The organism is Streptococcus sp. 4094 (assembly GCF_013277125.1).
Taxonomy (GTDB): domain Bacteria; phylum Bacillota; class Bacilli; order Lactobacillales; family Streptococcaceae; genus Streptococcus.
Map to the genome: position 1 here is coordinate 1 of NZ_VMMI01000004.1, position 13,634 is coordinate 13,634.

The following is a 13,634-nucleotide window of genomic DNA, read 5'->3' on the forward strand; positions in this document are numbered from 1 at the left end:
TTACTTTGAGAAGTTAGCCTTTCAATAAAATAGCCACTTTCTTCCCTATTCTGCTAGGCTATTGCCCGAGTTTATGATACAATAGGTAGAAACAATAATTTTAAAAAGGAGAAAAGACACATGCACATTTTTGATGAGCTAAAAGAGCGTGGTTTGATTTTTCAAACGACTGATGAAGAAGCTTTGCGTAAAGCCCTAGAAGAAGGTCAAGTTTCTTATTATACTGGCTACGATCCAACTGCTGACAGCCTTCACCTAGGCCACCTTGTCGCAATCTTGACAAGTCGTCGCTTGCAACTAGCAGGTCACAAACCTTATGCGCTCGTTGGCGGTGCTACTGGTCTCATCGGAGATCCGTCCTTCAAAGATGCTGAACGTAGTCTCCAAACAAAAGACACAGTAGATGGCTGGGTCAAGTCTATCCAAGGACAACTTTCTCGTTTTCTTGATTTTGAAAATGGCGAAAACAAGGCTGTCATGGTCAACAACTACGACTGGTTTGGCAGCATCAGCTTCATTGACTTCCTCCGTGATATCGGAAAATACTTCACTGTCAACTACATGATGAGCAAGGAATCTGTGAAAAAACGAATTGAAACAGGAATTTCTTACACTGAGTTCGCTTACCAAATCATGCAAGGTTACGACTTCTTCGTTCTTAACCAAGACCACAACGTAACGCTTCAAATCGGTGGTTCTGACCAGTGGGGAAATATGACAGCTGGTACCGAATTGCTTCGTCGTAAAGCTGACAAGACTGGCCACGTAATCACAGTACCGCTTATCACAGATGCAACTGGTAAGAAATTTGGTAAATCAGAAGGAAATGCCGTCTGGCTTAATCCTGAAAAGACTTCTCCATACGAAATGTACCAATTTTGGATGAACGTTATGGACGCAGACGCTGTTCGCTTCTTGAAGATTTTTACTTTCTTGTCACTTGATGAGATTGAAGACATCCGTAAACAATTTGAAGCAGCTCCACACGAACGCTTGGCACAAAAAGTCTTGGCTCGTGAAGTCGTTACACTTGTTCACGGAGAAGAAGCTTACAAAGAAGCCCTCAACATCACTGAGCAACTCTTTGCAGGAAACATCAAAAACCTTTCTGTCAAAGAGCTCAAACAAGGACTTCGTGGTGTGCCAAACTACCAAGTACAAGTAGATGAAAATCACAATATCGTGGAACTGCTCGTGTCATCTGGTGTGGTTAACTCAAAACGTCAAGCCCGTGAAGATGTCCAAAACGGAGCTATCTACGTAAACGGCGACCGTATCCAAGACCTTGACTATGTCTTGAACGACGCAGATAAGCTTGAGAACGAACTGACTGTTATCCGTCGCGGGAAGAAAAAATACTTTGTACTGACTTACTAAACTGTTCAACATTTACCTATAGAAAAAAGGAGTTGCCCTCGAGAAAGGTAACTCCTTTTTGTTGTTGATAATCACATCTATCTAGCCTTAATAGACAGGCTACGCAGGACTATGCGTAAGGTTGTTAGATTATGTAAGATAGAGAGATTTGAAGGACTGAGCCAATTAAACAAGCCAAAGCCAATCAAACTACTATTTACGACAACGGTATCTTGAATATTCTTCTTGATGAGTGTTTGCAAAGATGATGATAGCCAATCCAACTCTTGGAAGAAATCCAAACGATTATCTAACAATAAGATATCGCTCATCTGCTTAGAAATATCTGCACTCTCATTCATCACCACACCGATATCTGATAGGGTTAGAGCAGCTGAGTCATTCAACCCATCCCCAACCATCAAAATAGTGTGACCTGCTTTCTGCAGTTCCTCTACTAACTCAAATTTCCCATCAGGTTTCAAGTCTGTATAGACCTGATCAAAGGGCAAATCTTTGACTAATTCCTCTGTTCTAACCAAGGTGTCCCCTGTTGCCAGAATCAATTTTTTCCCTTGTGCCTTAAGTTTCTCCAAGGCTGCTTTTGCTTCTTTTCTCAAAGGAGTATGAATACAGAACATTCCAATCAATTCATTCTGATAAGCCAAGAATAAGAGATTGTAGTGACTCTTGTACTCTTCAATTAAAGCATGTTGTTCTGAACTGATATGAATCTGTTCATCCTGCATCAAGACATAATTCCCAATAAGAACTGGTTGCCCATCTATATGAGATTTAATCCCCTTGCTTGCGATATATTGGAGTTTCCCATGCATTTCCTCATGTTCAATTCCCTCTATCTCGGCTTGCTTGACGATGGCATTAGCAATAGGATGATAAATGTGTTCCTCAAGACAGGCACTGATTCTGAGAATATCTTCCTCACTATAGTCCCCAAAAGGTAACACCTTTTCAACTATCGGATAGCTAGTTGTGATTGTTCCCGTCTTATCAAACAAGAAAGTATCAACTTCCAGATATTTCTCCAGAACATCCCCATCCTTAATCACCATTTCACGATTCAACCCCTCCTTGATAGCTGTCAAATAAGCTACAGGAGTAGAGATTTTCAAAGCGCAGGAGAAATCGACCAATAGGAAAGAAATAGCCTTCGAAAAAGAACCTGTCAATAGGTAAGTCAGCCCAGCCCCCAAGAAATTATATTTGACGACCTTGTCCGCCATCTTGATGAAATAGCGTTGTTTCGTTTTCTTGTTTTCTTCAGATTTCTTCATCAACTCAATCAGCTGTAAAATACGGCTGTTCATCTGATTATCGGTTACACGAATGCGTAGCTCCCCAGTCTCCAAGACTGTGTTTGCACAAACCGAATCAGACTCTCTTTTTTCAACTGGAAAACTCTCTCCCGTCAAGGAACTTTCGTTGACCATACCTAAACCTGAAACTACTTGTCCATCAAACAGAATTTCATTTCCTTGAGATAGGACCAAGACATCTCCTATTTGAACGTCGGAACTCTTGATACTAACGACCGTATCGCCCTGTACTAAGAATACATCGCTCTCTTTTGCAAGAAGACTCTGTTCTAAATCTGTTGCAGTTTTTTTCAAGGACCACTGATCTAAATGATTCCCCAAATCAAGCATAAACATGATATTGCTAGCTGTCTTAGATTGGTTCATAAACAAGGACAATAAAATCGCCGAACAGTCCAAAACCTCCATCGTTAGTTCCTTACGCGCTAGTGTTTGATAGGCTTCTCTAATATAACCAAAAGCCTGATAACAAGTCCATATATAGCGAATAGGATACGGCACAAAACTACGAAAAAGTATACGCTTAATCGCTGCACCTGAAACTATAGAATAAGCACTCTCTTCTCTACGAATGGGAAGAGTCATCAACTCAGAAACATTCCCTTTATCAATTCTTTTTAAAAAGGCTTCTGCATTATCTAATACAGAAAAGCCTTCTTTTATACGTAGAGTAAAGTGCTGTTGATCCATGTAAAACTGGATAGACTCAATCCCCTTTTCATCTCTCGCCAAGGAACGAAGATAGTCTTGAATATCCAAGGTGAGTGAAAAAGAAGATGATAGTCGGATATGTTGGTATCCTCTATGTAGCACTTTAAAAGACATATTATTCTCCTATAAGGCTATCTAATTGCTCTTCTTTTTTCTCTTGCTCGTACAAATATTTGGCATCTTGCAAGACATCGTCTCCATGTTGCTTCACAACAGAAACAGATGCGTCTAGCCCGTCTTTCAACTTGTAAGCCTTAGCCAAAGCTTTAGAATAACCTTTTTTAGCTTCCTTACTTGCCAAGATTTTCAAACCAAGGGTACCAAATGCAACTCCACCTAAAAAGAGTGATGATTTTTTCGCAACTTTTGCGACGGTCAATACTTCTTTTAACATACTTATTTCCTCCTAGCTATTATTATATAACAATTTAGATATAAAAGCAATTTAATTTTGGCACTTTGAAAAGTAATTATACTACTATTTAATTTTATTACAAATCATCCTAAAGTTGCTTTCATTTGCCTCTTTTGATACACTTAAACTATGAATACAAATCTCAAACCTAAACTCCAGCGTTTTGCTTCTGCGACTGCCTTTGCCTGCCCTATCTGCCAAGAAAATCTGACTCTGGTAGAGACTAGTCTCAAGTGCTGCAACCGTCATTCTTTTGACTTGGCGAAATTCGGCTATGTCAATCTAGCACCTCAAATTAAACAATCTGCTAACTACGACAAGGAAAACTTTCAAAACCGCCAACAAATCCTAGAAGCCGGTTTTTATCAAGCTATCTTAGAGGCTGTATCTGACTTGCTTGCTAGCTCAGAAACTAGCACAACAATTTTGGATATCGGCTGTGGCGAAGGTTTCTACTCTCGCAAACTCCAAGAAAGTCACCCTGAAAAAACTTTCTATGCCTTTGACATCTCCAAAGATTCCGTCCAAATCGCTGCTAAGAGCGAACCGAACTGGGCAGTCAATTGGTTCGTTGGCGATCTGGCTCGGCTGCCTATAAAAGACGCAAACATGGATATCCTGCTTGATATCTTCTCACCTGCAAACTATGGAGAATTTCGTCGCGTTTTATCCAAAGACGGTATCTTGATAAAGGTTATCCCAACTGAAAATCACCTCAAAGAAATCCGTCAAAGGGTACAGGACCAGCTGACAAACAAGGACTATTCCAACCAAGATATTAAAAATCATTTCCAAGAACACTTTACCATCCTATCTAGCCAAACGGCCTCTCTGACTAAGACTATTACAGCAGAGCAGCTCCAAGCCCTACTCAGTATGACGCCTCTCCTCTTTCACATCGACCAGAGCAAGATTGACTGGAGCCAACTGACAGAGATTACCATCGAAGCGGAGATCCTTGTTGGGAAAGCATTCTAAACTAGACTTCGCAAAGGTAGAAAACTTACTGAAAATCCTCAATATTACAAAAACGCATAAGAACAGGTGCTCACAAAAACCTTAATCTTATGCGTTTTGTTATAGTTTCCATACATATTAAGAGGAAATATTTGAAACCAGTTCTTTTAATAACCATTGAATACCATATAGTACATTTGCCCCAAATATGATATAGGCCGTATAAATCAAGTATTTCGATTTTTCCCGCCTCAAAGAATAGATCTTATACAAAATAAATAAATTTAAAATAATAAATAATAGAGACAAAACCTTCCCCCAAAAATCAATCATAAAAGTAGCCAGTCAGGCATAGTTCTAATATTTATTTTCGATTCGAGATAACAAACTTATCAATAAATAGCAAGTGAAATAAGGCCAGTACCAGACCCCAAACGCTACCACGAAAAGAGATTTCTTGATGATTGAGAGGAAACAAATCATGGTTACCAATATAGAGGCATGTCAAAATAACAAATAGAATCCAAAATAAATCCGTCCATTTATATTTTGAAAAATATTTTTTCCACATAAAAACACCTTCTTTCCTATAATCATATTATAATACTTTGTGTAAGCGAATACAAGAGATATGAGATTGAAAGAGAGTAAAAAGCAGTATTTCTAAGCCTTCACTGTATCTATAATTTCTCTATTTTTAGACAGGATTGACTAAAATTCACATCATTCAAAAAAAGCGAATTTCAATCGAAATTCGCTTTTTTACAAAATGTATTAATATAAACTTGTATCTTAGTTCAAGTGCCAGATATCTTCGTTATACTGAGCGATTGTACGGTCAGATGAGAAGAATCCTGCTTTAGAAATGTTAACAATAACTTTATCCAACCATGCATCACGGTCTTCGTAGTCAGCCAACATTTGCTCTTTGACGTTGATGTAGTCTTCCAAATCAAGAAGAGTCATGAACCAGTCTTTGTTGATCAATTCATTGTAAAGACGTTCCAAGCGCTCTTTATTTCCAGCTGCAAGAACTGCATCGCTAACGATGAAGTCAACCAATGGTTTGATAGCTTTACGAGCGTAGAATTCGCTTGATTTGTAAGCTGCTTTTGCGTAAAGGTCGATAACAGTTTCTGAATCTTCACCGAAGATGTAGATGTTTTCATCTCCAACCAACTCAGCAATTTCCACGTTAGCACCGTCCATAGTACCAAGAGTCAAAGCTCCGTTCAACATGAATTTCATGTTACCAGTACCTGAAGCTTCTTTAGAAGCAAGTGAGATTTGCTCTGAGATATCACATGCCGGGATAAGGAAGCTTGCTGCAGTAACGTTGTAGTTTTCAACCATAACTACTTGCAAGTGTGGAGCTACTGCTGGATCGTTAGCAATAACTTCTGACATGCAAAGAATCAAGTGGATGATGTCTTGAGCGATTGTGTAGGCTGGAGCTGCTTTACCACCAAAGAAGATTGTGATTGGGCGAGCAGGGATGTTACCAGCTTTGATGTCAAGGTATTTGTGGATGACGTACAAAGCGTTCATTTGTTGGCGTTTGTACTCGTGAAGACGTTTGATTTGGATATCAAAGATAGAGTTTGGATTGATTTCCACACCTTGGTGTTCTTTCAAGTGACGAGCCAATTTACGTTTGTTGTGAGCCTTGATGCTTTCCAATTTTTCTTTGACAGCTGCTTTGTCTTCATAAGACAAAAGTTTTTCAAGCTCATCTGCTTCATGGTGCCAACCGTCTCCAAGAATCTCATCCAAGTAGTGAGACAATCTTGGGTTAGCATGCATGAGCCAACGACGGAAAGTGATACCGTTTGTTTTATTGTTGAATTTTTCTGGGTAAAGGTCGTAGAAAGCTTTCAACTCAGAGTTCTTCAAGATTTCAGTGTGAAGTGCCGCAACCCCGTTAACGCTGTATCCGTAGTGGATATCCATATGAGCCATGTGAACACGTTCGCTCTCATCGATAATTTGAACAGCTGGATCTTTGTATTCTGCTTTCACGCGACGGTCCAATTCTTCGATGATTGGTACCAAGTGAGGAACCACTTCTTGCAAGAATTCAAGAGGCCATTTTTCAAGGGCTTCTGCAAGAATTGTGTGGTTAGTATAAGCAGTCATACTACGAACGATTGAGATTGCTTCGTCAAGCTCGATACCACGTGCAGTCAAAAGACGGATCAATTCAGGAATCACCATTGATGGGTGAGTATCGTTGATTTGCACAACTGCGTAGTCAGCAAGGTCATGCAAGTTGCTTCCTTTTTCGATTGCTTCGTCGATGATCAATTGCGCACCGTTTGAAACCATGAAGTATTGTTGGAAGATACGGAGCAATTCACCTTGACGGTCACTATCATCTGGGTAAAGGAAGAGAGTCAAGTTGCGAGCGATATCTGTCTTGTCAAAGCTGATACCGTCTTTAATAATAGAAGAATCAACTGAATCCAAGTCAAACAAACGCAAGCGGTTCTTCGTTTCTGTCTTGTAACCAGGAACATCAATATCATAAAGAGTTGATGTCAAAGTAAAGTCTGCAAATGGTACTTGGTAGCTACGGCTTGAGCGAACCAACCAGTTTTGCTCTGTCAACCATGCATTTGGAATTGTTTCTTGTTGGTTGTTTTTAAGAACTTGTTGGAAAAGACCAAAGTGGTAGTTAAGACCAACACCGTCACCATTCAAACCAAGAGTTGCAATTGAGTCGATAAAGCAGGCAGCCAAACGTCCCAAACCACCATTACCAAGAGATGGTTCCAATTCAACTTCTTCGACTTCAATCAAGTCTTTACCTGCAGCTGCAAGTTCTTTTTTGACATCGTCGTAAAGTCCAAGGTTGATCAAGTTGTTTGACAAGAGTTTACCAATCAAGAACTCAGCCGAGATGTAGTAAACTTTTTTCTTACCAGTGTTAACTGGTTTTTGGCTGCTTGCAAGCTTGCTGTAGTTAAGAAGAGCAAGGTAAAGCTCTTCATTGCTACATTCTGCAATGGTTTTATTGTAACGATTTTGTACAAATTCTTGTAGTGATAACATGTTTAAGATGTCTCCTGATATTGTATTATTTCTTTAATTCTACCAAATTTTCATTGATTCGGCGATAGATTGTTGTCAAGTCAAGCAAACCTTCCTCGACAGCTGGTGTCAATTGATCTTCAGTCATACGCCAAGACCAGTTTCCACCAAGGGTAGATGGGAAGTTCATACGAGCTGTCTCATCCAATTCTAGCAAATCTTGCATAGTTGCAATTGCCATGAAGCTAACTGATGAAAAGACTGTACGAAGCATAGCATGTGGCACTGTTTCATACTCTTTACGGTTAGTGTAGCGAGCCATGTACTCACGAGTCGCATCATCGATCTCGTTACGGTACCAACCAAGGACCGTATTGTTATCGTGAGTTCCTGTGTACATAACTGAGTTAGCAGGTGCCAAGTGTGGGCTATCGATGCTTTCGTCTTCTGGGTTGAAGGCAAATTGAAGAATCTTCATTCCTGGGAAGCCAGTACGTTCACGCAACTCGATAACTTCATCTGTCATGAAACCAAGGTCTTCTGCGATGATGTTTAACTCACCAAGTTCTTCCTTAACGGCTGCAAAAAGCTTGTATCCTGGACCTTTGACCCACTCACCAGGTGCTGCTGTATCAGAACCAGCAGGGATTTCCCAGTAAGATTCGAAACCACGGAAGTGGTCGATACGAACGATATCGTAGATTTTGAAGCTTTCACGTAAGCGTTCAATCCACCATTTGTAGCCGTCTTTGTCCATTGCTTCCCAGTCATAGATTGGGTTACCCCAAAGCTGACCAGTTGCAGAAAATTCATCTGGTGGGCATCCTGCGATGCAAGTAGCCTTACCATTGACATCTGTCTTGAAGAGATGTGGATTTGCCCACATATCGCTTGAATCTTCCGCTACGTAGATTGGCATGTCTCCAACGATTTCGATGTGGTTGTCGTTAGCGTAAGCTTTCAATTTCAACCATTGTTGGAAGAAGAAGTACTGAGTCACACGGTGGTAAACCAACTTGTCTGCCAATTGCTCACGGTAGCTTTCAAGTGCTGAAGCTTTACGAGCACGAGCATCTGCATCTGGCCATTCAGTCCAAGCAAGATTTTCAAAATGCTCTTTGATAGCCATATACTCAGCAAAGAGCTCAAGCCATGATTGGTTGTCTTGAGCAAATTTCTCAAAATCTTTAACATCTCCGACTTCAAAGAAACGTTTCACAGCTTTTTCTAAAAGAGGACGACGTGCATAGTAGATTTTAGCATAGTCAACTTCAGACGCATCGCTACCAAAATCAACTCCTTCAAGGTCACTTGCTTCCAACAAACCTTGCTCCACCAAGATATCCAAATCGATAAAATGAGTGTTTCCTGCGAAGGCTGAGAAAGATTGGTAAGGAGAATCCCCGTAACTAGTTGTTCCTAGTGGAAGGATTTGCCAGTAACGTTGTTTTGTACGAACCAAGAAATCAACGAAGTCGTAAGCACTTTGACCAAATGATCCGATTCCGTGTGCTCCTGGAAGAGAAGAGATGTGCATCAACACACCACTTTGACGTTTTTTCATAATAGCACCTCATGTGTTAAAATTAATGGAACGTTGCGTATTTTTGCAGACGCAAACGTTTGCGCTACTTATAAGTATACTCCTTTTCAAGCATAATTGCAAGCGTTTTTAAAAAACTTTTTTGATTATTTTTAAGGAGACTAACCCATTTTAGCAAAGATAACTTAAAACTATCTAATCCTAAAATTTGACTCTCACAGAACAGTCTACAAGGTGCAAATCCTCCTTCAGGAAACTTGGATTTATATGCAAAAAAGACACAAAGGTCTATAGAAAATAGATAGGGATTAGAAACAGGGAGGTACCCCTCCTGATTTCCCTCTTTAGACAGATTCCATCTATTTTTTATTAAAAATACTGTATTCTTATCTATTTCATACTTTTCTTCTATTAAAAAGCAAAATCATGCTATCAAATCAAGCTTAAAATTTTTTTAAAATTTTTGACAAAAACACTTGCAACCGTTTTCTATTTGTGCTATACTAAGCTCATAAAGGAAAACGTTTGCGTTTTTCTTGTCAATAAAACTTGTTATTCTTTAGGAGGAATACACTATGTCATCTAAATTCATGAAGAGCGCTGCTGTGCTTGGAACTGCTACACTTGCTAGCTTGCTTTTGGTAGCTTGCGGAAGCAAAACTGCCGATAAACCTGCTGATTCTGGTTCATCTGAAGCAAAAGAAATCACTCTTTACGTTGAGGACCAATACAAAGCTTATGCTGAAACAGTAGCTAAAGCTTATAAAGAACAATCAGGAACAACAGTTAACATCAAATCTGGTGACCAAATGGGTGGGCTTGACAAACTTTCTCTTGACAACCAATCAGGTCAAGCTGCTGACGTTATGATGGCTCCATACGACCGTGTAGGTAGCCTTGGTACTGACGGACAACTTTCAGAAGTGAAATTGAGCGACGGTGCTAAAACAGATGATAAAACTAAATCTCTTGTAACAGCTGCTGACGGTAAAGTTTACGGTGCTCCTGCCGTTATCGAGTCACTTGTTATGTACTACAACAAAGACTTGGTAAAAGAAGCTCCAAAAACATTTGCTGACTTGGAAAACCTTGCTAAAGATAGCAAATACGCATTCGCTGGAGAAGATGGAAAAACTTCTGCTTTCCTAGCTGACTGGACAAACTTCTACTTTGCATACGGACTTCTTGCTGGTAACGGCGGTTACGTATTCGGACAAAACGGTAAAGACGCTAAAGACATCGGTCTTGCAAACGACGGCGCTATCAAAGGTGTAGAATACGCTAAAACTTGGTATGAAAAATGGCCTAAAGGTATGCAAGATACGGAAGGAGCTGGAAACCTAATCCAAACTCAATTCCAAGAAGGTAAAACAGCTGCTATCATCGATGGACCTTGGAAAGCTCAAGCCTTCAAAGACGCTAAAGTAAACTACGGTGTTGCAACTATCCCAACTCTTCCAAACGGAAAAGACTACGCAGCATTTGGTGGTGGTAAAGCTTGGATCATCCCATCAAGCACTAAGAACCTTGAAGCTGCTCAAAAATTTGTAGACTTCCTTGTTTCAACTGAACAACAAAAAGCCTTCTACGATAAGACTAACGAAATCCCAGCGAATACTGAAGCTCGTTCATACGCTGAAGGTAAAAACGATGAGTTGACAACAGCTGTTATCAAACAATTCAAGAACGCTCAACCAATGCCAAACATCTCTCAAATGTCAGCAGTTTGGGACCCAGCTAAAACAATGTTGTTTGAAGCTGTAAGCGGTAAGAAAGATGCTAAAACAGCAGCTAACGATGCTGTAACATTGATCAAAGAAACAATCAAACAAAAATTTGGTGAATAAAAAATTTGTTCAAGGGGGGTGGAAATCAAATCCCCCTTTGAATTTATCAACAAAAACACAAATAGTTTAGGTTTTATGTAGAAACCAGTATCCTATGAAAGGAGTTATTATGGAAAAGCAACAACCTAGTAAAGCAGCCCTGCTGTCTATCATTCCTGGGTTAGGACAGATTTACAATAAACAAAAAGCCAAAGGTTTTATCTTCCTTGGTGTAACCATCGTATTTGTCCTCTACTTCCTAGCACTTGCAGCCCCTGAATTGAGCAATCTCATCACTCTTGGTGACAAGCCAGGTCGTGACAATTCCCTCTTTATGCTGATTCGTGGTGCCTTCCATTTAATCTTTGTAGTTGTTTATGTACTCTTTTATTTCGCAAATATCAAAGATGCTCATACAACTGCCAAACACATTAATAATGGTATTCCAGTAGCACTTACCTTTAAAGAAATGGTCAAAGGAATCTATGAAAATGGCTTCCCTTACCTCTTGATCATTCCATCTTATATTGCAATGACTTTTGCGATTATCTTCCCAGTTATCGTAACCTTGATGATCGCCTTTACCAACTACGACTTCCAACACTTGCCACCAAACAAATTGTTGGACTGGGTTGGTTTGACCAACTTTACAAACATTTGGAGCTTGAGTACCTTCCGTTCTGCCTTCGGTTCTGTTCTTTCTTGGACTATCATTTGGGCTTTATCTGCCTCAACTTTGCAGATCGTGATTGGTATCTTCACAGCTATCATTGCTAACCAACCATTTATCAAAGGAAAACGTATCTTCGGTGTTATTTTCCTTCTTCCTTGGGCTGTCCCAGCCTTCATCACTATCTTGACATTCTCAAATATGTTTAATGATAGTGTCGGCGCTATCAACACTCAAGTCTTGCCGATCTTTGCTAAATTCCTTCCTTTCCTTGATGGGGCTCTTATCCCTTGGAAAACAGACCCTACTTGGACAAAGGTTGCCTTGATTATGATGCAAGGTTGGCTTGGATTCCCATACATCTACGTTTTGACCTTGGGTATCTTGCAATCTATTCCTAACGACCTTTACGAAGCAGCTTATATTGACGGTGCCAATGCTTGGCAAAAATTCCGCAACATCACTTTCCCAATGATCTTGGCCGTTGCGGCACCTACTTTGATCAGTCAATACACCTTCAACTTTAACAACTTCTCTATCATGTACCTCTTCAATGGTGGAGGACCTGGTAGTGTCGGTGGAGGAGCTGGTTCAACAGATATCTTGATCTCATGGATCTACCGTTTGACAACAGGTACATCTCCTCAATACTCAATGGCGGCAGCTGTTACCTTGATTATCTCTATCATTGTCATCTCAATCTCTATGATCGCATTCAAGAAACTACACGCATTTGATATGGAGGACGTCTAAGATGAATAACTCAATTAAACTCAAACGTAGACTGACTCAAACCCTTACTTACCTTTACCTGATTGGTCTATCAATTGTCATTATCTATCCACTTTTGATTACCATCATGTCAGCCTTTAAAGCAGGTAACGTCTCAGCCTTTAAACTAGATACTAACATCGACCTCAATTTTGATAACTTTAAAGGCCTCTTCACTGAAACCTTGTACGGTACTTGGTACCTCAACACTTTGATTATCGCCTTGATTACCATGGCTGTTCAAACAAGTATCATCGTACTTGCTGGTTATGCTTACAGCCGTTACAACTTCTTGGCTCGTAAACAAAGTTTGGTCTTCTTCTTGATTATCCAAATGGTGCCAACTATGGCCGCTTTGACAGCCTTCTTCGTTATGGCGCTTATGTTGAACGCCCTTAACCACAGCTGGTTCCTCATCTTCCTCTACGTTGGTGGTGGTATCCCGATGAATGCTTGGCTCATGAAAGGCTACTTCGATACAGTGCCAATGTCTTTAGACGAATCTGCAAAACTAGACGGTGCAGGACACTTCCGCCGTTTCTGGCAAATTGTTCTTCCACTTGTTCGCCCAATGGTTGCCGTACAAGCTCTCTGGGCCTTCATGGGACCTTTTGGGGACTACATCCTCTCTAGTTTCTTGCTTCGTGAGAAAGAATACTTTACTGTTGCCGTAGGTCTCCAAACCTTCGTTAGCAATGTGAAAAACATGAAGATTGCCTACTTCTCAGCAGGTGCTATCCTCATCGCCCTTCCAATCTGTATTCTCTTCTTCTTCCTACAAAAGAACTTTGTTTCAGGACTTACAAGTGGTGGCGACAAGGGATAATATATCCCCGCCACCCTTTTTCATTTTATACTCTTCGAAAACCTCTTCAAACCACGTCAGCTTCCATCTGCAACCTCAAAGTTGTGCTTTGAGCAACCTGCGGCTAGCTTCCTAGTTTGCACTTTGATTTTCATTGAGTATTAGCGATTGTTACTGTAAATAACATCCTTACAACAAGCAATTTTTCTCCTA

10 protein-coding genes are annotated in these 13,634 nt (G+C 40.2%); 5 read left to right on the forward strand and 5 right to left on the reverse strand.

Annotated elements, in window-relative coordinates; translation table 11 throughout:
• The first annotated feature begins 120 nt into the window (after window positions 1-120).
• Entirely contained in the window at window positions 121-1,377 is a 1,257-nt protein-coding gene (tyrS, locus tag HT721_RS00510) for a tyrosine--tRNA ligase (RefSeq protein ID WP_000546889.1), read from the forward strand.
• Window positions 1,378-1,454: 77 nt separating this feature from the next.
• Here tyrS and HT721_RS00515 read toward each other — a convergent pair whose 3' ends face one another.
• On the reverse strand, window positions 1,455-3,518 hold the full coding sequence (locus HT721_RS00515) for a heavy metal translocating P-type ATPase (protein WP_173214492.1): 2,064 nt from the start codon (window positions 3,516-3,518) through the stop codon (window positions 1,455-1,457).
• A gap of 1 nt (window position 3,519) precedes the next feature.
• The gene (locus HT721_RS00520; RefSeq protein ID WP_000910910.1) at window positions 3,520-3,798 is read right to left on the reverse strand and encodes a DUF6110 family protein; all 279 of its coding nucleotides are present in this window, start codon (window positions 3,796-3,798) and stop codon (window positions 3,520-3,522) included.
• Between the two features lie 150 nt (window positions 3,799-3,948).
• On the opposite strand from HT721_RS00520, the gene HT721_RS00525 reads away from it, so the two are divergent.
• Window positions 3,949-4,797: a putative RNA methyltransferase gene (locus tag HT721_RS00525; RefSeq protein ID WP_173228693.1), complete on the forward strand. Its 849-nt coding sequence runs from the start codon at window positions 3,949-3,951 to the stop codon at window positions 4,795-4,797.
• A gap of 343 nt (window positions 4,798-5,140) precedes the next feature.
• Here HT721_RS00525 and HT721_RS11355 read toward each other — a convergent pair whose 3' ends face one another.
• From HT721_RS11355 to malQ, 3 genes are all read right to left on the reverse strand, one after another.
• Complete coding sequence (locus HT721_RS11355; protein ID WP_345890556.1) at window positions 5,141-5,347, reverse strand: hypothetical protein; 207 nt, start codon at window positions 5,345-5,347, stop codon at window positions 5,141-5,143.
• Window positions 5,348-5,568: 221 nt separating this feature from the next.
• Complete coding sequence (gene glgP / locus HT721_RS00530) at window positions 5,569-7,827, reverse strand: glycogen/starch/alpha-glucan family phosphorylase (RefSeq protein WP_173228695.1); 2,259 nt, start codon at window positions 7,825-7,827, stop codon at window positions 5,569-5,571.
• Window positions 7,828-7,852: 25 nt separating this feature from the next.
• Entirely contained in the window at window positions 7,853-9,370 is a 1,518-nt protein-coding gene (gene malQ, locus HT721_RS00535; protein ID WP_173228697.1) for a 4-alpha-glucanotransferase, read from the reverse strand.
• 554 nt (window positions 9,371-9,924) lie between these two features.
• On the opposite strand from malQ, the gene HT721_RS00540 reads away from it, so the two are divergent.
• The 3 genes from HT721_RS00540 to HT721_RS00550 all read left to right on the forward strand — a co-directional run bounded on the left by HT721_RS00540 (window position 9,925) and on the right by HT721_RS00550 (window position 13,442).
• Window positions 9,925-11,196: an extracellular solute-binding protein gene (locus tag HT721_RS00540; RefSeq protein ID WP_173228699.1), complete on the forward strand. Its 1,272-nt coding sequence runs from the start codon at window positions 9,925-9,927 to the stop codon at window positions 11,194-11,196.
• A gap of 109 nt (window positions 11,197-11,305) precedes the next feature.
• Window positions 11,306-12,598 carry a sugar ABC transporter permease gene (locus HT721_RS00545; RefSeq protein ID WP_000414955.1) on the forward strand — a complete coding sequence of 431 codons (1,293 nt, stop codon included), beginning with the start codon at window positions 11,306-11,308 and terminating at the stop codon, window positions 12,596-12,598.
• A 1-nt stretch (window position 12,599) separates the two neighbouring features.
• Window positions 12,600-13,442 carry a sugar ABC transporter permease gene (locus HT721_RS00550; protein ID WP_004236955.1) on the forward strand — a complete coding sequence of 281 codons (843 nt, stop codon included), beginning with the start codon at window positions 12,600-12,602 and terminating at the stop codon, window positions 13,440-13,442.
• Window positions 13,443-13,634: the final 192 nt, after the last annotated feature.